Genomic DNA, 26,989 nt, shown 5'->3' on the forward strand with positions numbered 1-26,989 from the left:
ACTTCGCTACCAATAAAAAAAAGCCGGCTTCGAGCCGGCTTTTTTCATGGGCGACGCAAAGTCGCGGCGGCTACTTCGCCATTGCTGCGAGCCTGCGCGCCGCCGGGCTCAACACGTGGCCGAAGCGCTGCGGCAAGTCGCCCGCGCGCACCGCATCGGGCGTCCACAAGCCCTGCTCCACGGCCTCGGCGGCCAGTGCCACGTCCTGCGTATGGACCAGCCCAAGACCGAGCGGCGTGGCAAGGTAGAGCCGGCCCAGCTCATCAAGCAGGCAGGCCGAGATGGCATCGACAGGCTGCCCGGTGTGGGCCGTGACGGGAAAGTCCTTGTCGTCGGCAATGCGCCAGACGAAAGGCGCGGCCTCCAGTTCAACGTAGACGCGCTGCGGGCCGTTCTGGAAGAACCACTGGCCTTCTGCGTCGCGGTCGTAGTTGCGCTGGATGAAGTCGATCAGCTTTTCGTGCCGCAGCATCGAACCCTTGGCGGTGGTGAAGGGCCCTTGCGACTGCGTGCGGTCGTCGCGCATGTACCAGTTGCCGCGCGCATCGAGGCCCAGCCAGCCGTAGCAGTGCGGCACGTTGGGCCACTTGGCAAGTGCCTGTTTGACGATGTCGTCCATGCAGCTATTTTGCGCGTCCGCGCGGCGAAATGGGGGCTGCAAACTGGCTGAGCCAGCCGCCCACTCGCTCCGGCATGCCGCGCACGTGCCCGGGCGGCACCCCGAGCGGAAAACCCACGTGGCCGCCGTGCGCGGGTTGCCACAGCGTGACGTATGGGCCGACCTCGCCGGGGCCGGGCAGGCTGCTGGCCGGAATGAATGGATCGTTGAGCGCATTCACCACCAGCGTGGGCACGCGGATCGCGCGGAGGTGGGGCTTGGATGAGCCCCGCTCCCAGTAGTCGTCGGTGTTGCGAAAGCCGTGCAGGGGCGCGGTGAACACGTCGTCGAAGGCGTAGAGATCCCTTGCCGCAAGCAGCCGCTCGCGGTCGAACAGCCCGGGAAACTGCGCCAGCTTGGCAAGCGCCTTGGGCTTCATGGTCGAGAGGAACATTCGCGTGTAGACCAGCCGGTTGAAGCCGCGGCCGATGGCCTGGCCGCCGGCGGTCAGGTCGACCGGCGCAGATATCGAAGCCACCGCATCGACCAAGGCCCGGGCCGTCTCGCCGGCCTCGCAGGCCCAGCGCAGCAGCGCGTTGCCGCCGAGCGAGACGCCCGCCGCCAGCACCGGGCCGCCGCCGCGCAGCGCATGCTGGCCGTGCATGCGCCGCAGGATCCAGCCAATCTCTTCATAGTCGCCCGAGTGGTAGGCCCGCGGCGCCAGGTTCATCTCGCCGCTGCAGCCCCTGAAATGCGGCACCGCAAAGGCCATGCCGCGCTCGGCCGCAAAGGCCGCGAATGCCTCCGCATAGTGGCTGCGGGAGGAGCCCTCCAGCCCGTGGAACAGCACCAGCAGCGGCTGCGGGCCAGGCAAAGGCGCGTCGACGAAATCGACGTCGATGAAGTCGCCGTCGGGCGCGGTCCAGCGCTCGCGCCGGTACAGGGGCGCCGGCCCGTCGAAACGGCGGGCATACAGCGCCGGCCAGATGGTCTGCAGGTTGCCGCCCGGCAGCCATCGGGGCGCCATGTAGCCCATGGACGAGTTCATGGAGGGTGAAGGAGGCGGGTCGGCTGGCATCGCGATCAGTGCAGGGTCTGGGGTGGATCGTTCGATTCGCTGGGCTCGCGTGCGCTGCCCGGGCTCGCATGGTGGGCCACCAGGCGCCAGCCTTCCACGGTCTTGTGATAGACGTTGGTGGCCAGCACGAAGGCATGTTTGGGCCCTTCGGCGGTGAGCACCTCGATGCGTTCGAGCACGTTGTGCACGGCGCTCGCGAGCGACTCGATCTTGCGCACGCGCGCCGGCGTCGCATGGATGGCGCCGTTGCCGAACATCTGCTCGAAAGCCGCTCGGATGGCCGTGGTTCCCACCAGCCGCGGGCCGCCCGGATGGACGCAGAACACCTCGTCCTCGTCGGCCCAGCAGGCCATCAGTGCATCGATGTCGCCGCGCTGCAGCGCTTCGTAAAAGGCCGTTTCGATGTCGTCGGCAGTGCCGCCGATGGCCGCGGCGGCGCGGAGTGGGGTCTTGGGCATATCGTGATTTTGCCGCGCGTTCCACCGATGAGAAGCCGCACCGCTTTGGTCCGCTGCGCACCGCGCTGCCGCGCGCGGCGCAATTCACTTGCTCCACTTTGGACCAAATGGTCAAACAAAAACATCTCTAAACATTCAAGTCATTGATTCAAAACGACTTTTTTCTTTGGCACGGGCTATGCATAGGGCTCCGGGAACTCGCAACAGGAGCTTTTGCATGAACGTCGGCATCTTCATTCCCATCGGCAACAACGGCTGGCTGCTCTCCGAAAACGCGCCGCAGTACAAGCCGAGTTTCGAACTCAACAAGGAGATCACGCTGACGGCCGAGCGCTACGGTGTGGACTTCGTACTGTCGATGATCAAGCTGCGCGGCTTTGGCGGCAAGACCGAGTTCTGGGACCACAACCTCGAGTCGTTCACGCTCATGGCCGGGCTCGCGGCCGTGACCACGAAGATCAAGCTCTTTGCCACCGCCGCCTCGCTGGTGATGCCGCCGGCCATTGTCGCGCGCATGGCGTCGACCATCGATTCGATCTCCAACGGCCGCTTTGGCCTCAACCTAGTCACCGGCTGGCAGCGGCCCGAGTATTCGCAGATGGGCATGTGGCCCGGCGACCAGTTCTTCGGCACGCGCTACCAATACCTTTCGGAATACATCCAGGTGCTGCGCGACCTGTGGGGCACCGGCCGGTCGGACTTCAAGGGCGCGCACTTCCAGATGGACGACTGCCGCCTGAGCCCGCAACCGAAGGCCGACATGAAGGTGATCTGCGCGGGCCAGAGCGACGCCGGCATGGACTTTTCCGCGAAGTACGCCGACTACAACTTCTGCTTCGGCAAAGGCGTGAACACGCCCAAGGCCTTTGCGCCCGCGGCCGAGAAGCTCATCGAGGCCACCCGCAAGACCGGCCGCCACGTCACAACCTATGTGTTGGTGATGGTGATTGCCGACGAAACCGACGACGCCGCACGCGCCAAGTGGGAGCACTACAAGGCCGGCGCCGACCACGAGGCCATTGCGTGGCTGGGCCAGCAGGGCGCCGCTGACACCAAGTCGGGCGCCGACACCAACGTGCGCCAGATGGCCGACCCGACCTCGGCCGTCAACATCAACATGGGCACGCTGGTGGGCTCCTATGCCACCGTGGCGGGCCTGCTCGACGAGATGGCCGAGGTGCCGGGCACCGAAGGCGTGCTGCTCACTTTCGACGACTTCGTGCAGGGAGTGCAAGCCTTTGGCGAGCGCATACAGCCGCTGATGAAGAGCCGCGCGCATGTGCAGAGCCCAGTGCCATCGCAGGCCGAACCCGAGCGCCTTGCGGCCTGAAGGAGAAGCGCATGGCCACGCCCGCACGCAACACCACGCTCACCTCGACCACGCCCGTCGGTGCCCCGCGCCTGCCCGGCGCACCCGCGCCGATGGTGCTGCCCGCCCGGCCCGAACCGCTGGCGCTGCATGCCACCGACTCGGCCCTCATCGTGGTCGACATGCAGAACGCCTATGCATCGATCGGCGGCTATGTCGACTCGGCCGGCTTCGACATTTCAGGCGCGCAAGGCACCATCGCCAACATCGCGCGCACCATTGCGGCGGCGCGTACGGCCGGCATGCTGGTCGTGTTTCTGCAGAATGGCTGGGACGCGGCCTACGTCGAAGCCGGCGGCCCGGGGTCACCCAACTGGCACAAGTCGAACGCGCTCAAGACCATGCGGGCCAAGCCCGAACTTGCGGGCAAGTTCCTCGCCAAGGGCGGCTGGGACTACGAACTCATTGAGCAGATGAAGCCGCAACCCGGCGACATCGTGGTGCCCAAGACGCGCTACAGCGGCTTCTTCAACAGCACACTCGACAGCACCCTGCGCTCGCGCGGCATCCGGCACCTGGTGTTCACCGGCATTGCGACCAACGTGTGCGTCGAGTCGACGCTGCGCGATGCGTTCCATCTCGAATACTTCGCCGTGATGCTCGAAGACGCGACGCACGAGCTCGGCGGTGCGGCCATACAGAAGGCATCGGTCTACAACGTCGAGACCTTCTTCGGTTGGGTCTCCACGGTGGACCAGTTCTGCGCCACCTTCGCGCCCGAGCCCATCGCCCAGCCCGTTACCGCCGAAGCGGCCATTGCCTGATTTTTTTCAAAGGAGCCCATCCCATGCCCAAGCAAGCCATCATCCCGGCCGGAACCACCACGCCGATCGCCCCGTTCGTGCCCGGCACCATGGCCGACGGCATCGTCTACGTGTCCGGCACGCTGCCCTTCGACAAGGACAACAACGTGGTCCACGTGGGCGACGCCTCCGCGCAGACGCGCCACGTGCTCGAGACGATCCAGAACGTGATCAGGACGGCCGGCGGCACCATGGACGACGTCACGTTCAACATGATCATGATCAAGGACTGGGCCGACTACGCGAAGATCAACACGGTGTACGCGGAGTTCTTTCCGGGCACCAAGCCCGCGCGCTACTGCATCCAGTGCGGCCTGGTCAAGCCAGATGCGCTGGTCGAGATCGCCTCGATCGCCCACGTCGGCAACAAGGCCTGAGCATGCCGCTGCACTACGAAGTGCACGGTCCGGCCGATGGCGAGGCGGTGCTGCTGTCGTCGGGGCTCGGCGGATCGGCCGCCTTCTGGCAACCGCAGATTGGCGCGCTGGTCGAAGCGGGCCATCGCGTGATTGCGTACGACCAGCGCGGAACGGGCCGCAGCCCAGCCGCGCTGGACGCGGGCTACGCCATTGCCGACATGGCACGAGACGTAGTGCGGATCCTCGACGCCACGTCGACGCCGCGCTGCCACCTGGTGGGCCATGCGCTGGGCGGGCTCGTGGGCCTGCAGCTTGCGCTCGACGAGCCCTCGCGCGTGGCCAGCCTGGTCCTGGTCAATGCATGGTCCAAGCCCAACCCGCATTCGGCGCGCTGCTTCGATGCGCGGCTTGCGCTGCTCGATGCCTGCGGCCCGCGTGCCTATGTCGAAGCGCAACCGATCTTCTTGTACCCCGCGGCCTGGTGCGCGGAACATGCAGAGCGCGTGGCCGACGAGGTCGACCATGCCTTCGCGCATTTTCCGGGCGTTGCCAACATGCGTGCGCGCATTGCCGCGCTGCGCGCGTTCGACATCGATGCGCAGCTTGGCGACATCACCGCACCTACGCTGGTGGCCGCCGCCATGGACGACGCACTGGTGCCATGGACCTGCTCCCAGCACCTGGCCGATGGCCTGCACGACGTGACGCTCCACTTCATGCCGCACGGTGGCCATGCGCACAGCGTGACCGAGGCCGACGCCTTCAACCGCAGCCTGCTCGACTTTCTTTCCCGGGTCAGCGCACCCGGCGTACTCGCATGACCAACGCAATCGCTCTCGACGACGCCGCACTGGCGCTTCTCTTTACCGAGGCACGCAGCCACAACGGCTGGACCACCGAGCCCGTCACCGACGCGCACATCCGCCAGATCTATGCGCTCGCATGCATGGGGCCGACGTCGGCCAACTGCTCGCCCGCTCGCTTCGTGTTCGTTCGCACGCCCGAAGGCAAGCAGCTTCTCGCGCCCGCGCTTTCCAAGGGCAACCTCGACAAGACCATGACGGCGCCCGTCACCGTGATTGCCGCGTGGGACCGCAAGTTCTACGACAAGCTGCCCACGCTGTTCCCGCATGCCGATGCGCGCAGCTGGTTCACCGGCAGCCCCGAGGCCGCGCACGAAACCGCCTTTCGCAATGCCAGCCTGCAGGCAGGCTACCTGCTGCTCGCCGCGCGCGCCGTGGGGCTCGATGCGGGGCCGATGTCGGGCTTCGACAAGGCCAAGGTCGACGCCGCGTTCTTCGAGGGCACCGACTGGACCACCAACTTCCTGATCAACCTCGGGCACGGCGATGCGGCCAAGGTGTTCGGCCGCCTGCCGCGCCTGGCCTTCGACGAAGCCTGCCTGCTCGCCTGACGCCCACGGGAGTTTCTTCTCATGCTGCTGAACGCAATGGCTTCCAACAACGTCGCGCCGGCCGGCGCGCCGCATGCGCTGCCCAAGGCCGACTACCGCAATGCGATGGCGCGGCTGGGTGCCGCCGTCAACATCATCACCACCGACGGTCCGGCCGGCCGCGCCGGCTTCACGGCCTCGGCCGTGTGCAGCGTGACCGACGAGCCGCCAATGCTGCTGGTGTGCCTGAACCGTTCGGCCTCGGTGTACCCCGCGTTCACGGCCAACGGCGTGCTCTGCGTGAACGTACTGGCGGCGGGGCATCAGGCGCTCTCTGGCCTGTTCGGCGGCAAGACGCCGATGGACGAGCGCTTTGCCGCCGCACGGTGGAGTCGCAAGGCCACCGGCTCGCCAGTGTTAGATGACGCTGCCGCCTCGTTCGACTGCCGCGTGGTGCGCGCCACCAGCGCGGGCACGCACGATGTGCTGTTCTGCGAAGCGCTGGCAATTGCGATCGGCGGAGCGGCGCAGAGCCTCATCTACTTCGATCGCCGCTATCACGAGATCGCAGCGCCGCCGCACTGACCTCTCTTGTCCCCTCTCCCTCTGGGAGAGGGTCAGGGTGAGGGCAGCGGCCTCAGCAAGCGCGCCGCATCTTCCAACGCCGCTGGCCCTCACCCCAGCCCTCTCCCAGAGGGAGAGGGAGCAAGTCCGCAACCCCGGCGCCGCCGCACTGAGCCTTCTTGTCCCGGAGGGAGCAAGTCCGCCCTAACGCGGCGCAATCCCTTGCAGCACGATCCGCTGCACGTTCTCCACCGTCTGCTCGAAGAACGCCGCATCTTCCAGCGTGTGCCCCGTCAGCGCCTGCACCTGCACGCCGAAATCCGCATAGTGCTGCGTGATGGCCCACAGCGCAAAGATCAAATGGTGCGGATCGACCGGCGCGAGCTTGCCGGCATCGATCCATGAACGAATGACCTCCGACTTGCGCTCCACCAGCGTGCGCAATTCGCGGTCGAGCTCGTCGCGAAGGAGCGGCGCGCCCTGGATCATTTCGAGGCAGAACAATCGCGATGCATCCGGCCGGTCGCGCGAGATCACGAGCTTGCGGCGGATGTAGCTGCCGATGGCTTCGCGCGGGTCTTGCTCGGCGCTGAATCCGCGCAACGGCTCGAGCCACAGTTCGAGCAGGTCGCGCAGCACGCTGACGTACAGCTCCTCCTTGTTCGCGAAGTAGTAGAGCAGGTTGCTCTTGGACACGTCGGCGCGCGCCGCCACCTGGTCGATCGACGTGCCGTGCAACCCGAAGCGCGAGAACAGACCCAGCGCGGCGCCGAGGATGGCGCTGCGCTTGTCCTCGATCTGGCGCAGCCTGCGGCTCACCGCGGATGCGCTGCGCACCGCCGGTTTCGTGCGCTTGCGCGCCGGGCTGGGCTTTTTTGTGCTGCTGGCTGCGGCCAGCGCCTTGGTCTTCGGCATCTTCCCTCGCTTCTCGATTACGGACTCGTCTTTCAACGCGCACCACTGTAAGGCCGCGGTGCATCGCGTCGCGCGACACGGACCTTCCGGCACGCGCGGCGCGCACCATGCTGACGCGGCAAATGCGTTTTGTCCATTTGGTCCAACTGGCACAGACGTTGCATGGCGAAAGGCATGCCAAGCACGAGGACGACCGACACATGACACTCCTGTCCGTACCCATCATCGATCTCGCGCCCTACTTCGGCGGCACAGCCGAAGGCAAGGCCAAGATCGCAAAGCAGGTCGACGAGGCCTGCCGCAGCATCGGCTTTCTCGTCATCACGAACCACGGCATTCCGGCCGAACTGATCGCGCGTGTGTCGCAGCTCTCGCGCCAGTTCTTCGACATGCCGTTGGCCGAGAAGCGCAAGGTCGATCGTCCACGCCAGGATGCGGTGCGCGGCTACAGCGCGGTTGGCGAGGAAGGCCTTTCCTACAGCCTGGAAGAAGCCGCGCCCGGCGACTTGAAGGAGTCCTTCTCGATCGGCCCTTCGAATGTGCCCGACGACGACTACCACCGCGGCCCCGCCGCCGGCCCGCACTTCGAGCCCAACAGCTGGCCGCCCATCGAAGGATTCCGCGAAGCGTACGAGAGCTACTTCGAGGCCATGAGCGATCTCTCGCGCTCGCTGATGCGCATCTTCGCGCTCGGTCTTTCGCTCGACGAGCCGTTCTTCGACGACAAGATCGACAAGCACATCAGCATGTTCCGCGTGCTGAGCTATCCGCCGCAGCGCGAAGCGCCGCTGCCAGGCCAGCTGCGCGCCGGCGCGCACAGCGACTACGGCAGCCTCACCATCGTGCTGCCCGACGACAAGGGCCTGCAGGTGTTCAACAAGGCGGGACAGTGGGTCGACGTGCCGCAGGTGGAAGGCGGGCTGGTCGTCAACATTGCCGACCTGATGATGCAGTGGACCAACGACCAGTGGGTGTCCACGCTGCACCGCGTGGTCAACCCGCCTTTCGAGGTGGCAAGCACCAACCGCCGCCAGTCGCTGGTGTTCTTTCACCAGCCCAACTACGACGCGATGGTCGAGTGCCTGCCGAGCTGCCTCGCTCCAGGCGAAGAGCCGAAGTACGCGCCCATTTCGTCGGGCGACCACCTCACGTCGAAGTTCGTCAAGCAGACCACCTTCGGCGGCACCAAGGCCGTGGCCTGAGCATGGCGCATCTGTCTTACGTCAACGTCTTTGCGAAAGACGTGGTTGCGCTCAGCGGCTTCTATCAGCGCGTGTTCGGCTTTCCGGAAATCGAGGCGATCCGATCGCCGATCTTCCGCGGACTGGACACCGGCAAATCGAGCCTGGGCTTCAACGCGCTCGATGCCTACGAGCTGCTGCACCTGGCCGAGTTCTCCGACACGCGCGGCGTGAAGTTCCTGCTGAACATCGATGTCGACAGCAAGGACGACGTCGACCGCATGGTGCCGGTCGCGCTCGAGGCCGGCGCCACGCTGGTGAAGCCGCCCTACGTCACCTACTACAACTGGTACCAGTCGGTGCTGCTCGATCCCGAGGGCAACGTGTTCCGCATCAACTTCATGATGTGACGGCACGCGGCACGCCCTTCCCTCCCTCTTTCTTCCCTGACACGCTCCTCACGAAAGGTCGCTCCATGCTGCGCATTCCCACTCACGGCTTCACCTCCGGCCTTGCCATGGCGCTCGCAGCTGGCGGCGCGACGTTCGCGTTGCCCGCCATGGCGGCCGACGGCTTCACGCTGAAGGACAAGCCGAAGATCGCGATGCTCTATTTCGGACCGAAGAACGACGGCGGGTGGACGCAGGCCTTTGACGAGGCACGGGCCAAGGTCGAGAAGGAAATCGGCCAGAAGATCCAGTTCGTCGAGAACGTGCCCGAAGACGCCTCGGCCATCAAACCCGCAGCCGAGAAGTTCATCCAGCGCGGCGCCAACATCGTGATCGGCACGGCCTTCGGCTATTCCGACAGCTTCAAGGACCTGGCCGCCAAGTACCCCGGTGTGGCTTTTCTCAACGGCTCGGGCACCACCAACGGCAGCAACCTCGAATCGTTCTACGGCCGCACCTACGAGAGCCAGTATCTCTGCGGCATGGCCGCGGGCGCGGCGTCGAAGACCGGCAAGCTCGGCTTCGTCGCGGCCAACCCTTTCGGCGTCGTGAACTGGACCATCAACGCCTTTGCGCTGGGCGCGCAGAAGATGAACCCCAACGCCACGGTCAACGTGATCTACACCGGCGCATGGAACGACCCAGTCAAGGAACGCGCCGCTGCTGCCGCGCTGATCGACCAGGGCGCCGACGTGATCGGCCAGCACGTCGATTCGCCCACGCCGCAGATCGTGGCGCAGGAGCGCGGCGTGTACGGCACCGGCCACCACCGCGACCTGCGCCAGTTCGCGCCCAAGGCCACCCTGTGCTCGTCGGTATGGGTGTGGGACCGCTTCCTCACGCCCGAGCTCAAGAAGATCATGGCCGGCAACTGGAAGCCGGCGCCCTACGGCGCCTTCATCGAGATGAAGGACGGCGGCACCGACATCGCGGGCTTCGGCCCGGCGGTGCCCAAGGACAAGGCCGCGCAGATCACCGCCGAGCGCGACGCCATCATGAAGGGCAAGCAGGTCTACGCCGGCCCGCTCGCCGACCGCGACGGCAAGGAGCGCGTGGCCAAGGGCGCGGTGCTGTCGGATGCCGACCTCTGGAAGATGGACTGGTTCGTCAAGGGCGTGGTCACGCAGAAGTAAGAAGGCGACGCCAATGCCCAACGCGCTCGAGCTCACTGGCATCCGCAAGTCTTTCGACGGCTTTGCGGCGCTGACCGATGCGCACTTCGAAGCGCACTGGGGCGAAGTGCATGCGCTGCTCGGCGAGAACGGTGCGGGCAAGTCCTCGCTGATGAACATCGCGGCGGGGCTCTACGCACCCGAGGCCGGCCAGATGCTGGTCGACGACAACGTGGTGCGCTTTGCCGGACCGGCGGATGCAGCGAGGCACCGCATCGGCATGGTCCACCAGCATTTCAAGCTGGTGCGGCCTTTCACGGTGGCAGAGAACATCTTGCTCACTGCGCCGGCGCCTGCGGAGTTTCAAAGCCACGGCGAACGCTTGCGCGAGATCTCGCGCGACATTCGCAACAAGGCCTCGGAGCTGGGCTTCGAGATCGATCCTGCCAAACGCGTCGATGCGCTCTCGATTGCCGAGCAGCAGCGCGTCGAGATTCTCAAGGTGCTGCTTGCGGGTGCGCGCATCCTGATTCTCGACGAGCCCACCGCGGTGCTCACCGACCAGGAGGCCGCGCGCCTGCTGCAGACGGTGCGGGGCCTCGCGCGTGCCGGTTCCGCCGTGGTGCTGGTCACGCACAAGATGGCCGACGTGAAGACCTATGCCGATCGCGTGACGGTGATGCGCGGCGGCCGCACGGTGGCGACGCTGGAGCCGGGCGCCACGCCGGTGGCCGAGCTCGTGAAGCTCACGGTCGGCGAATCCATCGCGACGCAGGGCTTTCAAGCGGCGAGGTCGGCGCGCGGCCCGGTGCGGCTCACCGTGCGCGGCCTGCGCTCGGCGGCGTCGGCGCAGGGCCGCCGCGTGCTCGACGGTGTCGACCTCCAATTGCATTCGGGCGAAATCTACGGGCTGGCCGGTGTCGGCGGCAACGGTCAGGGCGAACTGGCCGACGCCATCATGGGCCTGCCCGATGCCGGCAGTTCGCTCGAAGGCGAGATTCATCTGGAGGGCCATGGCGATCTCAAGGCCATGGGCGCGCCGGAGCGCCGCAACGTGGGCATTGCCGCAATTCCGGCCGACCGCTACGGGCTGGCGCTCGCGGGCGGCCTGTCGGTGGCCGAGAACTACGCCATTGGCCGCGTGCACACGGGGCGCTACGGCCCAGCATGGCATCTGCGGCGCGGCCGCATTCAGGAAGACACGCAGGAAGCGGTGCGCGCCTTCGACGTGCTGGGGGTGCGCTCGGTGGCGCAGAAGGCCGCGCTGCTCTCCGGCGGCAACGCGCAAAAACTGGTGCTCGCGCGCGAGTTCGGCAAGTCGCCCTCCCTGGTGCTGGCGCACAGCCCGAGCCGCGGGCTCGACGTGCGTGCGAGCGCCGAGGTGCATGCGCGCCTGCGCGCCGCGCGCGACAGCGGTGCCGCGGTGCTGCTGATCAGCGAAGACCTCGACGAGGTGCTGCAACTCGCCGACCGCGTGGGCGTGATGACGCGCGGCCGCATTGCCGGCGAGTTTGCGCAGCCGGCCGACCGGCAGGCCATTGGACAGGCGATGGTGGACCATGGCTGACGCATCGCTCGCAGCCATTGCGCAGCCAGGGCAAACCGATTCGGACGCGGCGCAGCGCGCGCGGCGCCAACCGCTGGCGCGCCGGCGCTATGCGCTCGAGATTCGCCAGCACATGGGATGGCGGCGGCAGGCGCTCATCCTCGCGGCGGCACTCCTCGTCGGGCTGGCGATTTCCGCCGCCATTCTTGTGGCCGCCGGCGTTCCCGCGGACGAGCTCGCCAACGAGTTCGTGACGCAGACCTTTTTGGACGGCCAGAACTTTCGCGCCGTGCTGTTCCAGGCCGCCCCGATGATCCTCGTGGGACTGGCTGGCTCGCTGGCGTTTCGCGCGCGCTTCTGGAACCTGGGGCTCGAGGGCCAGATGATCTGGGGCGCCATCGGCGCCACGGCCGTTTCGATGTGGCAGATCGGGCCCGAACCGCTGCGCCTGCCGCTGATGTTCGCGGCCGCCATCGGCTGCGGGCTGCTCTGGGTGCTGGGTCCGGCGTGGCTGAAGATCAGGCTCGGCGTGAACGAGATCATCTCTACGCTGATGCTCAACTACATGGCGGGCAACTTCCTGCTGCACCTGGTCTACGGCAGCTGGAAGGACCCGAAGGACAACTTCCCTTATTCGCCGCAGTTCCGCGCCTTCGAGCGGCTGCCCGACCTGGGCGCCGGCGTGAGCAGCGCGATCGTGCTGGCAACCGTGGTGGCGCTCTTCGCGTGGTGGCTCGTGAGCGTGAGCCGCGCCGGGCTGTACCTGCGCTTCGTCGATGCCAATCCGCGCGTGGCGCATGCCAACGGCGTGCCGGTGCGCCGCACGATCTATGGCGCCGTGCTGCTGTCGGGTGCGATGGCCGGGCTCGCGGGCTTTGTGGTGGCGTCGGGCCAGGAAGGGCGGCTCACGCAGGCCTTCTACCAGGGCTATGGTTTCTCGGGCATCCTGATTGCTTTTCTCGCGCGCAACAACCCGCTCGCGGCCACCGTGGTGGCGCTGCTGGTGGCGGCCTTGTTTGTCACCGGCCGCAGCCTGCAGGTGTTCTACCAGGTGCCGTTCTCGATGGTGCAGCTGATCCAGGCCATCATCGTGGTGTGCGTGGCGTCGAGCGATTTCTTCATTCGCCACCGGATGCGCCGTGTGGGTGGGGAGGCGGCTGCGTGAGCGGAAGCATCGCTCTCAACTGGCTTGCGAGCACGCCGGACTTCGCGGTGCCCTACGCGCTCGCTGCGCTGGGCCTGATCATCAGCGAGCGCGCGGGCGTGCTCTCGCTCGGTGCCGAAGGGCTGATGCTCGTCGGTGCGCTGGCCGGCATCGGCGCGCAGCTGGCGTTCGGGCAGCCGGCCGTGTCGCTGGTGCTTGCGATGCTCGCGGCCAGCGCGGTTTCGCTGCTGTTTGCGGTGATGGTGATCTGGCTGCGCGTGAACCAGGTGATCGCGGGGCTCGCGCTGGTGTTCTTCTGCCAGGGCCTCACGGCGCTCGTCGGCTCGCTGGCCGAATGGACCAACCATGCCACCGAAGGCATCGGCGGCATGGCGCTGTGGCCGCTGTCGCTGCTGCCCGGCGTGGGCCGGCTGTTCGAGCAGAACGCCATGGTGTGGCTCACGCTGCCGATCTTCGTTGCGGTGGCTTGGTTCTTCTCGCGCACCTCGGCCGGGCTGCGGCTGCGCGCGGTGGGCGAGAACCCGCAAGCTGCCGATGCGGCAGGCATCCGAGTCGCCCTATGGCGGCTTGCCGCGGTGCTCGCGGGCTCGGCGCTGGTGGGCCTGGCCGGCGCGTACATCTCGGTGGTCAGCACCAAGCTCTGGATCGCAGGCATGACCGGTGGACGCGGCTGGATCGCCGTGGGGCTGGTGATCTTCGCGCGCTGGTCGCCATGGAAGGCGCTGGTGGGCGCGTTGCTGTTCGGCTGCATCGAGGCGCTGATCCCGCAGCTTGCGGCGGCCGGCGTGCAGCTGCCGCAGTACTTCGTGATGATGACGCCGTATGCCGTGACGCTCGGCGTGATGGTCTGGGTGGCACTGGCCCGGCGCGGCGGCGACGACGAACCCGGCGCGCTCGGCCAGCCCTATGTGCGGGAGGAACGGCGATGAAGGCCTGGGTCTACAACGAAGAGCGCGAGCTCGAGGCGGCGCATTTCGCCGACTACCTGAACCCGGCCACCACCGCGGTCGTCTCCATCGACATGCACCGCGGCCATCTGGACGACAGCCCCGACTGCCCGTGCCCCGCGCCGCGGGCGCGCGACGTGGTGGCGCCCATCGACAGCTTTCATGATTCGGCGCGCGCGCTGGGCGTTCGCATCGTGCACGTCAAGTCGGTGCTGCGGCCCGATGGGGTCGACGACATCCACGGCATTCCGTCGGCATGGCGCCGCACCTTTCCACTGCACGTGGGCGCGATTCCGAATGCCGATGCGCATGCCATCGAAGGCTCGCGCTGGACCGAGTGGATGACGCGCGTCGAGCCCGGCGACATGCGCGTGGAGAGCAAGCGGCGGCTGTCGGCCTTCTATCCGACCGATCTGGACTTTCTGCTGCGCAACCAGCGCATCGAGACGGTGGTGCTGAACGGCGGTTTTACCGACTGCTGCGTGCTCAACACGGCCTTCGACGCCAACAACCACAACTACCGCGTGATCGTCTTGCGCGATCTGGTGCGCGGCACCGATGCGCTCCTGGAGAGCGCGGCGCTCGCGATGATGTCGCTGCACCTCGGCCTCGTGATGGATTCGGCCGAACTGCTGCGTCGCTGGCGCGGCTGACTGCTCAGCCTGCCAGGCCCAGCCAGCGCCGGGCCACGGCGTGCATGTCGCCCTGCGCGGACTCCCAAACGACCTCGGGCGCCGCCACGTGCACGCCCGGCGGCGCGATGCGCAGCGCGACATCGACCAGCTCGGCCACCTTGGAGGCGCGCACCGGCTGCTCGCTGCTGGGCACCATGAAGCGCACGATGGACAGCATCCAGGCCGCGAGCCTTTCCGCAGGGTTGGCGAACTTCGCGTTCAGCGGCTTGCGCGCCGAACGCACGAGGATCACGCGGTCGAAGCCGTTGGCGACGACCGCCTGCTCGTCGAGGCTCGCCAGGCCGCGCTTGAGCGCCTCGGGCAGCTTGCCCTGGTCGTGCGGCTGCACGATGGCCAGTGTTCGCACGCCGCAGGCGCGCAGCCAGCGCGAGAGTTCAGGCAGGTCCGAAGGCTGTGGCACCCAGAGCGCACGCTCGCGGTCGTGGTACATCCGCGGCGGGTCGAAGGCGATCACCGCGGTGTCGGCCGAGGTGAGCGGCCATTGCGCGATCGGGAGGTCGGGGCTCAGGCAGCTTTCGACGCCCCGCATGCCGTCTCGAATGGGCTCGCGCGACAACACGCGCGCATGGGCGAAACGATGGCTGCCCGCGAGCCGGCGCAGCAGCTCCTGCCCCAAGGCGCCGGTCGCGCCGGCAATCAGCAGCGTGCCGGCATTGGCGGAGTTGGCGGCGGCCACGGAAACGCCCGGGCGGTTGGCCGCCTGCAGCGCTTGAAGTGGATCGATGGCCATGGAGACATCTATGCTACCTTCCGGCAATTCTGCGGAGGTAATGCAAATGTCGATCGTGAAACGCTGGTTCCTGATTCTTGCTGCGGCCCTGTCCCTGAGCGGATGCGGCTACAACGAATTCCAGTCGCTCGACGAGGCCAGCAAGTCGGCCTGGAGCGAGGTGCTCAACCAGTACCAGCGGCGCGCCGACCTGGTGCCGAACATCGTGGCCACCGTGAAGGGCGAAGCCAGCTTCGAGCAGGACACCCTCACCAAGGTGATCGAGGCGCGCGCCAAGGCCACCTCGATCCAGGTCACGCCCGAGACGCTCAACAACCCGGAAACCTTCAACAAGTTCCAGCAGGCGCAGGGCGAGCTCTCCTCGGCGCTGTCGCGTTTGATGGTGGTGGCGGAGCGCTACCCGGAGCTGAAGGCCAACCAGGCCTTCCGCGACCTGCGCGTGACGCTCGAAGGCACCGAGAACCGCATCACCGTGGCGCGCAACCGTTACATCGAGACCGTGCAGAAGTACAACGTGCTGGCACGCAGCTTCCCGACCAACATCACCGCCAAGATCTTCAGCTACGACCCCAAGCCCAACTTCTCGGTGCAGAACGAAGCGCAGATCTCGACGCCTCCCACAGTCGACTTCAGCGCCCCCAAGAAATAAGCCGCGGGTCCGATGGCACTTGCCCTGATCCGCCGTGCGCTGGCCGCCGTGCTGCTGGCGGCGATGGCTTGGGCGGGCCTTGCGCCCACCGCCTGGGCGCAGGACCTGCTGCCGGTGCCCACGCTCACGTCGCGGGTGATCGACCAGACGCAAACTCTGGGCGAATCCGAGCGCACCGATCTCGAAGCCAAGCTGGCCGCTTTCGAGCAGCGCAAGGGTTCGCAGATCGTGGTGCTGATGGTGGCCACCACGCAGCCCGAAGACATTGCGAGCTATGCCAACCGGGTGGGCAACGCCTGGAAGATCGGGCGCAAGGAGGTCGGCGACGGCATCCTGGTGATCGTGGCCAAGAACGACCGCAAGATGCGTATCGAGGTGGCCAAGACGCTCGAAGGCGCGGTGCCCGACCTCGCGGCCATCCGCATCATCGACGAGGAGATGAAGCCGCGCTTTCGCAATAACGACTTTGCGGGCGGGCTCAATGCAGCGGTGGCCCGGCTCATCGGGCTGGTCGATGGAGAGGCGCTACCGGCGCCTGCCAGCGGCAAGGACCAAGACGGCAGTGACGGAATCGACTGGGAGAACCTTGCGATCTTCCTGTTCGTTGGTGTCTTCATCGCGGCGCCCATCGTGCGCTCGATCGTCGGCAAGAAGCTGGGATCGGTGGTCATGGGCGGCGGCATCGGCGCGGTGGCCTTCTTTCTCACGACCAGCGTGGTCATCGCGGTGCTGGCGGGCTTTGTCGCCCTCATGGTGTCGCTGTTCTCGGCCGCGGCCACGGCAGGCGCGGGGCGCCGCGGCGGTGGGGGCGGCGGCTTTGGTGGCTGGGGCGGCGGTGGAGGTGGAGGTGGCTGGAGCAGCGGCGGGAGCAGCAGCGGCGGCGGCGGTGGCTTCAGCTCCGGCGGCGGCGGCGATTTCGGGGGCGGCGGCGCCTCGGGGGACTGGTAGGCATGGCTGCAGCAACGCTCTTTTCGAAGCTCGGCCGCATCTGGCGCCACCAGTGGATGGACGAGGCCGATGTGCGGCGCGTGCTGCCCGATGCCGCCATGGAACGCCTGGCGGCGCGCGTGGCCGCGAGCGAGCGGCGCCACAGCGGCGAGATCCGCATCTGCGTGGAGGCGGGCCTGCCCTTGTCCTACCTGCGGCGGAACGCGTCGGCGCGCGAGCGTGCCGTGACGCTTTTCGGCAAGCTGCGCGTGTGGGACACCGAGCACAACAACGGCGTGCTCATCTACCTGCTGCTGGCCGAGCATGCGATCGAGATCGTGGCCGACCGCGGAATCGACGCGCACGTGGACGACGCCGAATGGACCGCCATGGCGCAGCGCATGGGCACGGCATTCCGCGAAGGCCGCTTCGAAGATGGGCTCACGCAGGCGCTGGAAGAAATGTCGGCCTTGCTGGTGACGCACTTTCCGCTGGCGGAGAACCAGCCCGACACCAACGAACTGCCGGACGCGCCCGTCGTTCTTTGACTTTGACTTCCTCCCTCCCCTCCCGGGGAGGGTTGGGGTGGGGGCAAGCGGCGTTACCACAGGGCACGCTCTGCCCGCCCCCATCCCAGCCTTCCCCCAGAGGGGGAAGGAGCAAATCCCTCAGGCCGATGGCGGCATTCTTTTCTCCCTCCCCTTCCGGGGGAGGGTTGGGGTGAGGGCAAGCGGCGTTGCCACAGGGCACGCTCTGCCCGCCCCCATCCCAGCCTTCCCCCAGAGGGGGAAGGAGCAAATCCCTCAATCCGATGCAGGCAAGGCCCACACTGTCTTGCCGCCCACCGCGTAGAAGCGCGTCCCCGGCGCCCGCTCCATCAACCATCCTCCTGTGAACTCGCCAAAAGCCGGCAGCACGGCCTGCTGCGCATCGCTCGCGAAACAGGGCAGCCGCACGCTGTCGCGCCCCGGCCCGTGCAGCCGGCAAACCGGATGCAGGTGCCCGGCCAGCACGAAATGCGTGGCGTGCGTTTGCGGATGGTGGCAGCAGGCAAAGGGGCCGAGCAGATACGGCTCGTCAACCACCTCGATGCCGAGCGCGGCGGGCGGGTCGCCTGCGCGGCTGTCGTGGTTGCCGCGCACCAGAGTCATTCCGATGGCCGCATGCGCGGCGCGCCAGGCGGCCAGCGCCGCAAGCACCTGGGGCGTGCGCGCCTGCGCCGCATGCAGGAAGTCGCCGAGAAACACGAGGCGCTCTGGCGCGTGCTCCGCGATCAGCGCATCGAGCCGGGCCAAGTTCTGCTGCGTGGTGCCGCCCGGCACCGGCTGGCCGAACGTGCGGTAGGTCGCTGCCTTGCCGATGTGCAGGTCGGCAATGAACAGCACATGTCCGGCGGGCCACCAGATGGCGCGCTCCGGCAGCAGATGCAGCAGCTCGCCGGCCCAATGGACCTGGAGCGCCGATGTGGAAAGACGAAGGTCAGGGGCGGTCACGGGGCAACGAGTGTCGCAAAAGATGGAGGGAACGGCAGCCGACTTGCAATTCACCCCGCAAGCCCCAGTTTTTCGGTATGACCGAAACGCCTCCGCTGCACATCGTCTGCCCGCATTGCCACACCACCAACCGCGTGCGCGCGGCGCAGTTGGGCAGCGCGCCCGACTGCGGCAGCTGCCACCGGCCGCTGTTCACCGGCCACTCGACCGCGCTGCCGGACGAAAAGACCTTCGACCGCCACATCGCACGCAACGAGATTCCGGTGCTGGTCGATTTCTGGGCGCCTTGGTGCGGCCCGTGCCGCCAGATGGCACCGGCCTACGAACAGGCTGCGGCACAGCTGGAACCGCGGGTGCGGCTGGCCAAGGTCGACACCGAAGCCGTGCCCAACCTGGGCGCGCGCTTCAACATCCGCAGCATTCCGACGCTGGCGCTGTTTCGCGGCGGCCGCGAAGTGGCGCGGCAGGCCGGTGCCATGGGCGCGGCGGACATCGTGCGCTGGGTCAAGTCGCACGGCGCGGGCTGAGCCGGGCGGCTGGCTTCACAGCGGCGGCAAAGGCCGCGAGCGACGTGAGGGCGGCCTGCGCTGGCGCTGCGGCGCGGGCGGCTTGCCCGGCCCTTCCTGGCCGAACGCGAGCGTGCTCTTCACGCGTTCGATCCCGCCGGCCGTGACCACGCCGCCTGCGGCTTTTTCCAACTGCTCGACCATGCGCGCAATGCGGTCGGCCACGTTCTCGTTCGACAGCTTTTCGCGGAACAGCTCGACCATGAGCGGAAACGAGAACGGCGTGGGCCGCTCGAGCGTCTTCAATACCAGCTGCTGATTCGCCATGCGCTCGAGGCTCGCGCGCAGGCGGCTGATCTCGAGCTCTTGCGCGAGCAGCTCCTGCTCGGCCTGCAGCAGCAGCTTGTTCGATGGGTCGTACTTGCGGAACACCTCCCAGAACAGCGACGACGAGGCTTGCAGCTGCCTGCTGCTGCGCTTCTCGCCAGGGTAGCCCTGGAAGATCAGGCCGGAGACGCGCGCAATCTCGCGAAAGCGGCGCTGCGCCAGCTCGCCCGCGTTGAGCGACGCGAGCACCTCGTGCAGCAACTGCGCATGCGCATCGTCGCCTTGCGGCAGCCGCAGCACCTGCGGCAGCAGCACAGGCCAGTCGACCGGCGTGGCGCTCAGCAGTTCGAAACCGTAGTCGTTCACCGCGATGGAGAAGGTTCGCGCATCGTGTTGCGCCACGCGCCAGGCCAGGAGGCTCGCGAGCCCCATGTGAACGTGCCGCCCGGCAAAGGGATAGAGGAACAGGTGCGAGCCTTCGCGCGTGACGAGCGTTTCGGCCAGCAGGGTCTGCGGCGTGGGCAAGGCCGACCATTGCTGCTGAATTTCCAGCAACGGCCGCACGCACTGCAGCTCGGGCGATTCATAGCGCCCTTCGCCGGCGAGTGCGAGCTGCTGCACCACCGCATCGGCCAGCGTCGTCGACAGCGGCATGCGCCCGCCATTCCAGCGCGGTACCGCGGCGCGCTTGCCGGTGGCGCGCCGCACCCAGGCCGTCATGTCGTGGATGCGTACGAGTTCGAGCAGCCGGCCGCCGAACAGGAAGCAGTCGCCGGGCTTCATGCGCGCGACAAAGCCTTCTTCGACGCTGCCGATCTTTGCGCCGCCCATGTACTGCACCGCCATGCTGGCGTCGCTCACGATGGTGCCGATGTTCATGCGGTGGCGCCGCGCGAGCCGCGCATCCGGCACGCGCCAAACGCCTTCGGCATCGGGCACGGCACGGCGGTAGTCGGGATAGGCGGCCAGCGAAGGCCCGCCCTGCGACACGAAGGACAGGCACCATTCCCAACTCTCCTGCGACAGGTTGGCATAGGCAGCGGTGCCGCGCACTTCCGCATACAGGTCGTCGGGTATGAAGCCGCCACCCAGCGCCACCGTCACCAAATGCTGCACCAGCACATCGAGCGGCTGCGCCGGCGTGTGGCGCGCTTCGATGTGGCCGGCCGCGATGGCCGCGCGCGCCGCGGCGCCTTCGACCATCTCGATGCTGTGCGTAGGCACGAGCGTGACCCGCGACGGCCGGCCCGGCGCATGCCCCGAGCGTCCCGCGCGCTGCAGCAGCCGTGCCACGCCCTTCGGCGAGCCGATCTGCAGCACGCGTTCGACCGGCAGGAAGTCCACGCCCAGGTCCAGGCTCGACGTACAGACCACCGCCTTGAGCTCGCCGTTCTTGAGGCCGAGCTCGACCCACTCGCGCACCGCGCGGTCCAGCGAGCCGTGGTGCAGCGCAATGATTCCGGCCCATTCGGGACGCGCCTCGAGCATCGCCTGGTACCAGATCTCCGACTGCGAGCGCGTGTTGGTGAACACCAGCGTGGTGCTGCTGGCGGCAATCTCGTCGAGCACCTGCGGCAGCATGGTGAGGCCCAGATGGCCGCCCCACGGAAAGCGTTCGGCGCGGCCGGGCAGCAGCGAATCGACGACCAGTTTCTTGGGCACCTGGCCCTGTACCAGCACACCCTCTTCATCGCCGAGCAATGCGTGCATGGCCTCTTGCAGGTTACCCAGCGTGGCCGACATGCCCCAGACCGCGAGCCCCGGGTTCCAACGCCTGAGCCGCGCAAGCGCCAGCTGCACCTGCACGCCGCGCTTGTTGCCGAGCAGCTCATGCCATTCGTCGACCACCACCATCTTCACGCGGCCCAAGACCTCGCTTGCATCGGCGCGCGCGAGCAGCAGCGACAGGCTCTCGGGCGTGGTGACGAGCACGGTCGGCAGGCGCTCGTTCTGCGCGGCGCGCTCGGCCGACGAGGTGTCGCCGCTGCGCGCGCCGACGCTCCAGGGGTGCACCTCGGCGCCCAGAGCTTCGAGCGGCTGCTTGATCGCGCGCAGCGTGTCAGCCGCGAGCGCGCGCATGGGGGTGAGCCACAGCACGGTGAGCGGCGGGGACGCGGGCCGCGCGGTTTCCTTCCGGGCTTGCGAGAACACCTGCAGCGCGCCGAGCCAAACCGCATAGGTCTTGCCAGCGCCGGTGGTGGCGTGCAGCATGCCGGACCTGCCTTCGGCGATGGCTTTCCACACCTCGCGCTGGAACTTGAAGGGCCTCCAGCCGCGCGCGGCAAACCATGCATCGAGCGCCGCCTTGACGGTGGTCTTGCTCCTTCCCCTCCCGGGGGAAGGCTGGGATGGGGGCACGCGGCCTTCGACAAGCGGCTGATCGTTGATACGCCGCTTGCCCCCACCCCTGCCCTCCCCCGGGAGGGGAGGGAGAAATGCGGGGCCCGACGGCTCGGTTGGGTTGTCTTCTCTCTTGCTCCTTCCCCTTCCGGGGGAAGGCTGGGATGGGGGCACGCGGCCTTCGAGGGGCGGCTGATCGTTGATACGCCGCTTGCCCCCACCCCTGCCCTCCCCCGGGAGGGGAGGGAGAAATGCGGGGACCGACGGCTCGGTTGGGTGGTCTTCTGTCTTGCTCCTTCCCCTTCCGGGGGAAGGCTGGGATGGGGGCACGCGGCCTTCGACAAGCGGCTGATCGTTGATGCGCCGCTTGCCCCCTCCCCTGCCCTCCCCCAGAGGGGGAGGGAGAAATGCGGGGTCCGGATCAGCTGTCATGACGGCAACAACGCGGCGAGCGTCTGCAAAGTATCAGCCTCCGCCACCCGCTTGTCCTCGCGCCAACGCAGCATCCGCGGAAAGCGCACGGCGATGCCGCTCTTGTGGCGCGTGCTGCGTGCGATGCCCTCGAAGCCGAGCTCGAACACCAGCGTGGGCTCCACGCTGCGCACCGGACCGAAGCTCTCGACCGTGGTCTTGCGGATGATCGCGTCCACGCGCGCCATTTCGGCATCCGTCAGGCCCGAATAGGCCTTGGCAAAGGGCACGAGCTTGCGGTCATCCTGTTCGGGCGGGCCGTCCCACACGGCGAAGGTGTAGTCGCTGTAGAGGCTCGCGCGCCGCCCATGGCCGCGCTGCGCATAGATCAGCACCGCGTCGATGCTGAGCGGATCGATCTTCCACTTCCACCACACGCCCACGTCCTTGGTGCGGCCCACGCCGTACTGTGCGTCGCGGCGCTTGAGCATCATGCCCTCCACGCCCATGCTGCGAGCCGCTTCGCGCTGGCGTGCCAGATCGCTCCACTCGATGCCCGTGAGCATCGGACTGGGCAGCAGCGACGGATGCTGCACGCGCGTGACGAGTTCGTCGAGCAGCAGCCGGCGCTCCGACTGCGGCAGCACACGCAGGTCGCGCCCTTCCCATTCGAGGATGTCGTAGGCCAGCAGCACCACCGGAATTTCGCGCAGCAGCTTCGCGCCCAGGGTCTTGCGTCCGATGCGCTTCTGCAGCTCCGCAAAGGGCTGCACCCTGTCCTCGCGCCAGACGGCAATTTCGCCGTCTAGAACTGTGCCGTCCGGCAGCGCGTCGCCCAGCACGGCAAGTTCGGGAAAGCGCTCGGTCACCAGTTCTTCGCCGCGCGACCACAGCCACACTGCGCCTGCGCGCTTTACCAGTTGCGCGCGGATGCCGTCCCATTTCCATTCGACGATCCAGTCGGCCGGCGGCCCCAGCACGGCATCGAACTGTTCGAGCGGCAGGTTGAACGCGTGCGCGAGGAAGAACGGATATGGCTGCCCGCTGGTCTTCTGCACCTGCTCCGCACCCGACTCAGGCGCGATCAGCGCGCGATAGTCTTCCGCCCGCGGCCGGCCGCCGATGTGGGTGTAGCCCATGAGCCGCTGCGCCACGCGTTTGGGATCGATGCCGCCCACCGCCGCGAGCGCCTGCGTGACCTGCAGCTTCGACACGCCCACACGGAATGCGCCGGTGATGAGCTTGAAGTACACCAGCCGCTCTTCGGCCGCGAGCTGCCGCCACTGCGCGCGCAGCCGCGTGGGCAGTTCGTCGGGCGCCGACTTGCCTGCATCCCGCAGCGGTAGCAGGTGCTCCTCGACCCAGCTCGCAAGGCCGAGATCGTGCGCCTCGGTGGGCGACGGCAAGAGCAGCGAGATGGTTTCCGCCAGGTCGCCGACCGCTTCGTAGCTCTCGTCGAAGAGCCATTCGGGAAGGCCCGCCGCTTCCTGCGCGAGCAGACGCAGCAGCTTGTTGGGCACGAGCTGGCGCGGCTTGCCGCCGGCCAGGAAGTACACGGCCCATGCCGCATCGGCAGGGTCGGCTTCGCGCAGGTAGCGCTGCAGCGCGGCTTGCTTGGCAAGACTCGAAGTGCTGGCATCGAGCTCGCGGTAGAGCGCCGCAAAGTCCTTCATGCCTTTGCTCCTTCCCCTCCCGGGGGAAGGCTGGGATGGGGGCCGCCAGCGTCCGCGTCGAGCGCCACTTGCCCCCTCCCCAACCCTCCCCCGGAAGGGGAGGGAGTTTCCTCGTCGTCCTCATCGCCGTATTCGGTCTTGAAGCCCTGCGCTTCCAATCCGTTCTCGGTGAGCCAGCGCACCATCACCGCCACGCTGCCGTGGGTCACGAACACCCGGCTGGCACCCGTGCCGGCAATGGCCTGCTGCAGGCCGGGCCAATCGGCGTGGTCGGACATCACGAAGCCGCGGTCCACGCCGCGCCGGCGGCGCGTGCCGCGCAGCTGCATCCAGCCGCTCGCGAAAGCGTCGGCGTAGTTGCCGAAGCGGCGCATCCACGGTGTGCCCTGCGCCGAGGGCGGCGCCAGCACCAGTGCGCGCTTGAGCAGCGCGGCATCGACACCCGGGTCGGTCACGCGCAATGTCTGGGGCAAGGCCACGCCCGCGGCGCGGTACACCGCGTTGAGCGGCTCGACGGCACCATGCACCACGATCGGCCCGATGGTGGTGTCCACGCCATGCAGGATGCGCTGCGCCTTGCCGAAGGCATAGCAGAACAGCACCGACGCGCGGCCGGCCTCCGCGTTGCCGCGCCACCAGGCGTCGATCTCAGCGAACAGCGCGGCCTGCGTAGGCCAGCGGTAGATCGGCAGGCCGAAGGTCGATTCGGTGATGAAGGTGTCGCAAGCAACGGGCTCGAAGGGCGCGCAGGTGCCGTCGGGCTCTGTCTTGTAGTCGCCCGAGGCGACCCACACGCGCCCGCCGTGTTCCAGCCGGACCTGCGCCGAGCCCAGCACGTGGCCGGCCGGATGCAGCGAGACGCGCACGCCGTGGTGCTCGATGGCTTCGCCATAGCCGAGCGTCTGCAATGCGATGTCGCTGCCCAGGCGCACGCGCAAGGTGCCCGCGCTGTCGGTGTGCGCCAGGTAGTGCGCATGGCCGATGCGCGCGTGGTCCGAGTGCGCGTGCGTGATGACGGCGCGCGCCACCGGCCGCCAGGGGTCGATGTAGAAATCGCCCGGCGGGCAATAGAGGCCTTCGGGGCGGGCGATGACCAGGTCGTCGGGCATGGCGCACATCGTAGGCCCGCACCCCGCTCTTCGCGCAGACGGGCCGACGCGAAGCTGTGTCGGCGCGAGCCTACTCGCCGCTCTGCGCTCAGCGCTCCGGCACGCGCTTCAGGTCCTCGAGCCAGACCTCCGCTTCCGAGTCGCTCGGCGCGCGCCAGTCGCCGCGCGGAGACAGCGAACCGCCCGAGCCGACCTTGGGCGCGTTCGGCACGCAGGAGCGCTTGAACTGGCTGATCTTGAAGAAGCGGTAGAGAAAAGTGCCGAGATGGCGCTTGATGTCGGCCACCGCGTACTCGTTGCGCGCCGGCTGCAGGTCGTTCTCGGGCCAGCGTCCGCGCGTGCGGTCGCCCCAGGCCGCGTGAGCGAGGAATGCGACCTTGGTCGGCCTGAAGCCATAGCGCAGGATGTAGTAGAGATGGAAGTCCTGCAGCTCGTAGGGGCCGATCACGTCCTCGGTCCGCTGGCCGGGCTGCTTGGACGATTCGCCGGCCGCATCCTTCTTCGCGTCATCGGGAATGAGCTCGGGACTGACCTCGGTCAGCAGGATGTCGCGCAGCACGGCGCTGCCGTCGGCGCCCAGCACCTCGGTGGCCGCGACCCAATGCACCAGGTGCTTGATCAGCGTCTTGGGCACGCTCGCGTTCACGTTGTAGTGCGACATGTGGTCGCCCACGCCGTAGGTACACCAGCCCAGCGCCAGTTCGCTCAGGTCGCCGGTGCCGACCACGATGCCGTTGTGATGGTTGGCGAGCCGGAACAGGTGGCTGGTGCGCTCGCCGGCCTGCACGTTCTCGAAGGTGATGTCGTACTGCGGCACGCCCTGTCCGAAAGGATGGCCGAGGTCTTCCAGCATCTGGCGGCAGCTCGGGCGGATGTCGATCTCGCGCGCCGTGCAGCCGATGCTGGTCATGAGCCGGTGCGCCTGCGCCAGGGTGCGGCCGCTGGTGGCGAACCCCGGCATGGTGAAGCCGAGGATGTTGGCGCGCGGCAGGCCGAGCCGGTCCATGGCCTGCGCGCAGACCAGGAGCGCGTGCGTCGAATCGAGCCCGCCCGAGACGCCGATCACGAGCTTGTCGATGTGGCTGGCTTCGAGCCGCTGCACCAGCGACTGCACCTGGATGTTGAACACCTCGCCGCAGCGTTCGTCGCGCCGCGCCGGATCCGATGGCACGTAGGGAAAGCGCTCCACCGTACGCAGCAGGCCGCGCGGCACCTGGCGCGGCGGCGCCAGATCGAACTCGACGGTGCGCCAGCCCGCCAGCATGCTCTTGTGCTTCTGCACCGAGGTGCCGAAGCTGTTCTGCCGCATGCGTTCGCGCGACAGGCGCTCCAGGTCGACATCGGCCGCGATCATGTGCGAGCGGTTGCTGAAGCGTTCGCTCTCGGCCAGCATGTCGCCGCCCTCGCAGATCAGCGCCTGCCCGTCCCAAGCCAGGTCGGTGGTCGATTCGCCGATGCCGGCCGACGAGTAAAGATAGGCCGCGAGGCAGCGCGCCGATTGCAGGCTGACCAGCCGATGCCGGTAGTCTGCCTTGCCGATCGTGATGTTGGAGGCCGAGAGATTGACCAGCACCGTCGCGCCGGCCAGCGCGGCGTAGCTCGAGGGCGGAATCGGCACCCACACGTCTTCGCAGATCTCGACGTGCAGCTTGAAGAGAGGCATCTGCCGCGACTGGAACAGGAGCTCGGCGCCAAAGGGCACGCGCTCGCCGCCGAGTTCGACCTCGGTCGACAGCGCGGTGTCGGCGCCATTGAACTGCCGGCCTTCATAGAACTCGCCGTAGTTGGGCAGGTAGGTCTTGGGCAACACGCCCAGCACGCGGCCGCCCGCGACCACCGCGGCGCAGTTGAAGAGTCGGTGGTCCACTCGCAGCGGCAGGCCCACGACGGCCACTGCGCCGGTGTCCCGCGAGGCCGCGGCGACCTCCAGCAGCGCGCGCTCGCAGGCATCGAGCAGCGCCGCCTGGTGGAACAAATCGTCGCAGGTATAGGCCGAGAGGCCCAGCTCGGGAAAGGCGACCAGCACCGCGCCGTCGGCGGCGGCCTCGCGATACATGCGGATGGTCTCGGCGACGTTGAATACCGGATCGGCCACGCGGTTGCGTGGCACCGCCACGGCGAGGCGCGCAAAGCCGTGGGTGTAGGGATTGGAGAACTCGTGCTCGGTCATGAACCGGATTGTGGAGCAGCCG

At 67.8% G+C, this 26,989-nt stretch carries 27 protein-coding genes; 17 read left to right on the forward strand and 10 right to left on the reverse strand.

The features are described 5' to 3' along the window. Positions 1-70: 70 nt before the first annotated feature. The 3 genes from J2X92_RS19040 to J2X92_RS19050 are packed head-to-tail and all read right to left on the reverse strand — an operon-like array spanning position 71 to position 2,134. On the reverse strand, positions 71-619 hold the full coding sequence (locus J2X92_RS19040; protein WP_307577701.1) for a DUF2946 family protein: 549 nt from the start codon (positions 617-619) through the stop codon (positions 71-73). A gap of 4 nt (positions 620-623) precedes the next feature. After that, the gene (locus J2X92_RS19045; RefSeq protein WP_307577922.1) at positions 624-1,634 is read right to left on the reverse strand and encodes a YheT family hydrolase; all 1,011 of its coding nucleotides are present in this window, start codon (positions 1,632-1,634) and stop codon (positions 624-626) included. 47 nt (positions 1,635-1,681) lie between these two features. After that, positions 1,682-2,134: a YybH family protein gene (locus tag J2X92_RS19050; protein ID WP_307577703.1), complete on the reverse strand. Its 453-nt coding sequence runs from the start codon at positions 2,132-2,134 to the stop codon at positions 1,682-1,684. Positions 2,135-2,351: 217 nt separating this feature from the next. On the opposite strand from J2X92_RS19050, the gene rutA reads away from it, so the two are divergent. Genes rutA through rutF form a run of 6 tightly spaced genes read left to right on the forward strand, consistent with a single transcriptional unit; the run spans position 2,352 to position 6,643 of the window. Further along, positions 2,352-3,464 carry a pyrimidine utilization protein A gene (gene rutA, locus J2X92_RS19055; RefSeq protein ID WP_307577705.1) on the forward strand — a complete coding sequence of 371 codons (1,113 nt, stop codon included), beginning with the start codon at positions 2,352-2,354 and terminating at the stop codon, positions 3,462-3,464. An 11-nt stretch (positions 3,465-3,475) separates the two neighbouring features. Then, positions 3,476-4,267 carry a pyrimidine utilization protein B gene (gene rutB / locus J2X92_RS19060; protein ID WP_307577707.1) on the forward strand — a complete coding sequence of 264 codons (792 nt, stop codon included), beginning with the start codon at positions 3,476-3,478 and terminating at the stop codon, positions 4,265-4,267. 23 nt (positions 4,268-4,290) lie between these two features. Next, positions 4,291-4,683 carry a pyrimidine utilization protein C gene (gene rutC, locus J2X92_RS19065; protein WP_055808050.1) on the forward strand — a complete coding sequence of 131 codons (393 nt, stop codon included), beginning with the start codon at positions 4,291-4,293 and terminating at the stop codon, positions 4,681-4,683. A 2-nt stretch (positions 4,684-4,685) separates the two neighbouring features. Continuing rightward, positions 4,686-5,486 (forward strand): pyrimidine utilization protein D, encoded by an 801-nt coding sequence (gene rutD / locus J2X92_RS19070; protein ID WP_307577709.1) that lies wholly within the window; start codon positions 4,686-4,688, stop codon positions 5,484-5,486. After that, entirely contained in the window at positions 5,483-6,079 is a 597-nt protein-coding gene (locus J2X92_RS19075; protein WP_307577712.1) for a malonic semialdehyde reductase, read from the forward strand. Before rutD ends, J2X92_RS19075 begins: the two co-directional genes overlap by 4 nt. 21 nt (positions 6,080-6,100) lie before the next feature. Continuing rightward, positions 6,101-6,643 (forward strand): NADH-dependent FMN reductase RutF, encoded by a 543-nt coding sequence (rutF, locus tag J2X92_RS19080; protein ID WP_307577714.1) that lies wholly within the window; start codon positions 6,101-6,103, stop codon positions 6,641-6,643. Positions 6,644-6,826: 183 nt separating this feature from the next. Here rutF and rutR read toward each other — a convergent pair whose 3' ends face one another. Beyond that, on the reverse strand, positions 6,827-7,537 hold the full coding sequence (rutR, locus tag J2X92_RS19085) for an HTH-type transcriptional regulator RutR (protein ID WP_307577716.1): 711 nt from the start codon (positions 7,535-7,537) through the stop codon (positions 6,827-6,829). Positions 7,538-7,737: 200 nt separating this feature from the next. On the opposite strand from rutR, the gene J2X92_RS19090 reads away from it, so the two are divergent. The 7 genes from J2X92_RS19090 to J2X92_RS19120 all read left to right on the forward strand — a co-directional run bounded on the left by J2X92_RS19090 (position 7,738) and on the right by J2X92_RS19120 (position 14,590). Then, complete coding sequence (locus tag J2X92_RS19090) at positions 7,738-8,739, forward strand: isopenicillin N synthase family dioxygenase (RefSeq protein WP_307577718.1); 1,002 nt, start codon at positions 7,738-7,740, stop codon at positions 8,737-8,739. Positions 8,740-8,741: 2 nt separating this feature from the next. Further along, the gene (locus J2X92_RS19095) at positions 8,742-9,128 is read left to right on the forward strand and encodes a VOC family protein (RefSeq protein WP_093017193.1); all 387 of its coding nucleotides are present in this window, start codon (positions 8,742-8,744) and stop codon (positions 9,126-9,128) included. Between the two features lie 65 nt (positions 9,129-9,193). Beyond that, positions 9,194-10,300, forward strand: a complete 1,107-nt coding sequence (locus J2X92_RS19100) for a BMP family ABC transporter substrate-binding protein (RefSeq protein WP_307577722.1) — start codon at positions 9,194-9,196, stop codon at positions 10,298-10,300. A 13-nt stretch (positions 10,301-10,313) separates the two neighbouring features. Then, complete coding sequence (locus tag J2X92_RS19105) at positions 10,314-11,846, forward strand: ABC transporter ATP-binding protein (protein WP_307577724.1); 1,533 nt, start codon at positions 10,314-10,316, stop codon at positions 11,844-11,846. Then, a complete protein-coding gene (locus J2X92_RS19110; RefSeq protein WP_307577726.1) occupies positions 11,839-12,990 on the forward strand; it encodes an ABC transporter permease in 1,152 nt (383 codons plus the stop codon). Before J2X92_RS19105 ends, J2X92_RS19110 begins: the two co-directional genes overlap by 8 nt. Continuing rightward, the gene (locus J2X92_RS19115; RefSeq protein WP_307577728.1) at positions 12,987-13,919 is read left to right on the forward strand and encodes an ABC transporter permease; all 933 of its coding nucleotides are present in this window, start codon (positions 12,987-12,989) and stop codon (positions 13,917-13,919) included. The genes J2X92_RS19110 and J2X92_RS19115 overlap by 4 nt, the downstream gene beginning before the upstream one ends. Next, positions 13,916-14,590: a cysteine hydrolase family protein gene (locus tag J2X92_RS19120; RefSeq protein WP_307577730.1), complete on the forward strand. Its 675-nt coding sequence runs from the start codon at positions 13,916-13,918 to the stop codon at positions 14,588-14,590. The genes J2X92_RS19115 and J2X92_RS19120 overlap by 4 nt, the downstream gene beginning before the upstream one ends. Before the next feature lie 4 nt (positions 14,591-14,594). Here the strand turns inward: J2X92_RS19120 and J2X92_RS19125 are convergent, their stop codons facing one another. Next, positions 14,595-15,362, reverse strand: coding sequence for a hypothetical protein (locus J2X92_RS19125; protein ID WP_307577732.1), 768 nt, complete (start codon positions 15,360-15,362; stop codon positions 14,595-14,597). Between the two features lie 46 nt (positions 15,363-15,408). Here J2X92_RS19125 and J2X92_RS19130 point away from each other — a divergent pair, with 46 nt between their 5' ends. The 3 genes from J2X92_RS19130 to J2X92_RS19140 are packed head-to-tail and all read left to right on the forward strand — an operon-like array spanning position 15,409 to position 17,486. Next, entirely contained in the window at positions 15,409-16,011 is a 603-nt protein-coding gene (locus J2X92_RS19130; protein WP_307577734.1) for a LemA family protein, read from the forward strand. Between the two features lie 12 nt (positions 16,012-16,023). Continuing rightward, a complete protein-coding gene (locus tag J2X92_RS19135) occupies positions 16,024-16,959 on the forward strand; it encodes a TPM domain-containing protein (RefSeq protein WP_307577736.1) in 936 nt (311 codons plus the stop codon). Positions 16,960-16,961: 2 nt separating this feature from the next. Then, the gene (locus J2X92_RS19140; RefSeq protein ID WP_307577737.1) at positions 16,962-17,486 is read left to right on the forward strand and encodes a TPM domain-containing protein; all 525 of its coding nucleotides are present in this window, start codon (positions 16,962-16,964) and stop codon (positions 17,484-17,486) included. A 255-nt stretch (positions 17,487-17,741) separates the two neighbouring features. Here the strand turns inward: J2X92_RS19140 and pdeM are convergent, their stop codons facing one another. Then, positions 17,742-18,431, reverse strand: a complete 690-nt coding sequence (pdeM, locus tag J2X92_RS19145; protein WP_307577739.1) for a ligase-associated DNA damage response endonuclease PdeM — start codon at positions 18,429-18,431, stop codon at positions 17,742-17,744. A 77-nt stretch (positions 18,432-18,508) separates the two neighbouring features. Between pdeM and trxC the strand changes: the two genes are divergently transcribed. After that, positions 18,509-18,958: a thioredoxin TrxC gene (gene trxC, locus J2X92_RS19150; protein WP_055808025.1), complete on the forward strand. Its 450-nt coding sequence runs from the start codon at positions 18,509-18,511 to the stop codon at positions 18,956-18,958. 15 nt (positions 18,959-18,973) lie between these two features. Here the strand turns inward: trxC and J2X92_RS19155 are convergent, their stop codons facing one another. The 4 genes from J2X92_RS19155 to J2X92_RS19170 all read right to left on the reverse strand — a co-directional run bounded on the left by J2X92_RS19155 (position 18,974) and on the right by J2X92_RS19170 (position 26,967). Continuing rightward, the gene (locus J2X92_RS19155; protein WP_307577741.1) at positions 18,974-21,622 is read right to left on the reverse strand and encodes a ligase-associated DNA damage response DEXH box helicase; all 2,649 of its coding nucleotides are present in this window, start codon (positions 21,620-21,622) and stop codon (positions 18,974-18,976) included. Between the two features lie 410 nt (positions 21,623-22,032). Further along, positions 22,033-23,688 carry an ATP-dependent DNA ligase gene (locus J2X92_RS19160; protein ID WP_307577742.1) on the reverse strand — a complete coding sequence of 552 codons (1,656 nt, stop codon included), beginning with the start codon at positions 23,686-23,688 and terminating at the stop codon, positions 22,033-22,035. Beyond that, a complete protein-coding gene (locus tag J2X92_RS19165) occupies positions 23,685-24,797 on the reverse strand; it encodes a ligase-associated DNA damage response exonuclease (protein WP_307577744.1) in 1,113 nt (370 codons plus the stop codon). The genes J2X92_RS19160 and J2X92_RS19165 overlap by 4 nt, the downstream gene beginning before the upstream one ends. Positions 24,798-24,885: 88 nt before the next feature. Further along, positions 24,886-26,967 carry an NAD(+) synthase gene (locus tag J2X92_RS19170; RefSeq protein WP_307577746.1) on the reverse strand — a complete coding sequence of 694 codons (2,082 nt, stop codon included), beginning with the start codon at positions 26,965-26,967 and terminating at the stop codon, positions 24,886-24,888. Between the last annotated feature and the right edge of the window lie 22 nt (positions 26,968-26,989).

This window comes from Variovorax paradoxus (assembly GCF_030811855.1).
GTDB classification, from domain to species: Bacteria; Pseudomonadota; Gammaproteobacteria; order Burkholderiales; family Burkholderiaceae_C; genus Variovorax; species Variovorax paradoxus_L.

Bases quoted from the DNA above. Each gene is read 5' to 3' on its own strand.
- J2X92_RS19050 (WP_307577703.1), bottom strand. From the start codon at position 2,134: ATGCCCAAGACCCCACTCCGCGCCGCCGCGGCCATCGGCGGCACTGCC.
- J2X92_RS19140 (WP_307577737.1), top strand. From the start codon at position 16,962: ATGGCTGCAGCAACGCTCTTTTCGAAGCTCGGCCGCATCTGGCGCCAC.
- J2X92_RS19125 (WP_307577732.1), bottom strand. From the start codon at position 15,362: ATGGCCATCGATCCACTTCAAGCGCTGCAGGCGGCCAACCGCCCGGGC.
- J2X92_RS19095 (WP_093017193.1), top strand. From the start codon at position 8,742: ATGGCGCATCTGTCTTACGTCAACGTCTTTGCGAAAGACGTGGTTGCG.
- J2X92_RS19160 (WP_307577742.1), bottom strand. From the start codon at position 23,688: ATGAAGGACTTTGCGGCGCTCTACCGCGAGCTCGATGCCAGCACTTCG.
- J2X92_RS19100 (WP_307577722.1), top strand. From the start codon at position 9,194: ATGCTGCGCATTCCCACTCACGGCTTCACCTCCGGCCTTGCCATGGCG.
- J2X92_RS19130 (WP_307577734.1), top strand. From the start codon at position 15,409: ATGTCGATCGTGAAACGCTGGTTCCTGATTCTTGCTGCGGCCCTGTCC.
- J2X92_RS19165 (WP_307577744.1), bottom strand. From the start codon at position 24,797: ATGCCCGACGACCTGGTCATCGCCCGCCCCGAAGGCCTCTATTGCCCG.
- J2X92_RS19170 (WP_307577746.1), bottom strand. From the start codon at position 26,967: ATGACCGAGCACGAGTTCTCCAATCCCTACACCCACGGCTTTGCGCGC.
- J2X92_RS19110 (WP_307577726.1), top strand. From the start codon at position 11,839: ATGGCTGACGCATCGCTCGCAGCCATTGCGCAGCCAGGGCAAACCGAT.
- rutD (WP_307577709.1), top strand. From the start codon at position 4,686: ATGCCGCTGCACTACGAAGTGCACGGTCCGGCCGATGGCGAGGCGGTG.
- J2X92_RS19105 (WP_307577724.1), top strand. From the start codon at position 10,314: ATGCCCAACGCGCTCGAGCTCACTGGCATCCGCAAGTCTTTCGACGGC.
- trxC (WP_055808025.1), top strand. From the start codon at position 18,509: ATGACCGAAACGCCTCCGCTGCACATCGTCTGCCCGCATTGCCACACC.
- rutR (WP_307577716.1), bottom strand. From the start codon at position 7,537: ATGCCGAAGACCAAGGCGCTGGCCGCAGCCAGCAGCACAAAAAAGCCC.
- J2X92_RS19090 (WP_307577718.1), top strand. From the start codon at position 7,738: ATGACACTCCTGTCCGTACCCATCATCGATCTCGCGCCCTACTTCGGC.
- J2X92_RS19075 (WP_307577712.1), top strand. From the start codon at position 5,483: ATGACCAACGCAATCGCTCTCGACGACGCCGCACTGGCGCTTCTCTTT.
- rutC (WP_055808050.1), top strand. From the start codon at position 4,291: ATGCCCAAGCAAGCCATCATCCCGGCCGGAACCACCACGCCGATCGCC.
- rutA (WP_307577705.1), top strand. From the start codon at position 2,352: ATGAACGTCGGCATCTTCATTCCCATCGGCAACAACGGCTGGCTGCTC.
- J2X92_RS19120 (WP_307577730.1), top strand. From the start codon at position 13,916: ATGAAGGCCTGGGTCTACAACGAAGAGCGCGAGCTCGAGGCGGCGCAT.
- J2X92_RS19135 (WP_307577736.1), top strand. From the start codon at position 16,024: ATGGCACTTGCCCTGATCCGCCGTGCGCTGGCCGCCGTGCTGCTGGCG.
- J2X92_RS19045 (WP_307577922.1), bottom strand. From the start codon at position 1,634: ATGGGCTACATGGCGCCCCGATGGCTGCCGGGCGGCAACCTGCAGACC.
- J2X92_RS19040 (WP_307577701.1), bottom strand. From the start codon at position 619: ATGGACGACATCGTCAAACAGGCACTTGCCAAGTGGCCCAACGTGCCG.
- rutF (WP_307577714.1), top strand. From the start codon at position 6,101: ATGCTGCTGAACGCAATGGCTTCCAACAACGTCGCGCCGGCCGGCGCG.
- rutB (WP_307577707.1), top strand. From the start codon at position 3,476: ATGGCCACGCCCGCACGCAACACCACGCTCACCTCGACCACGCCCGTC.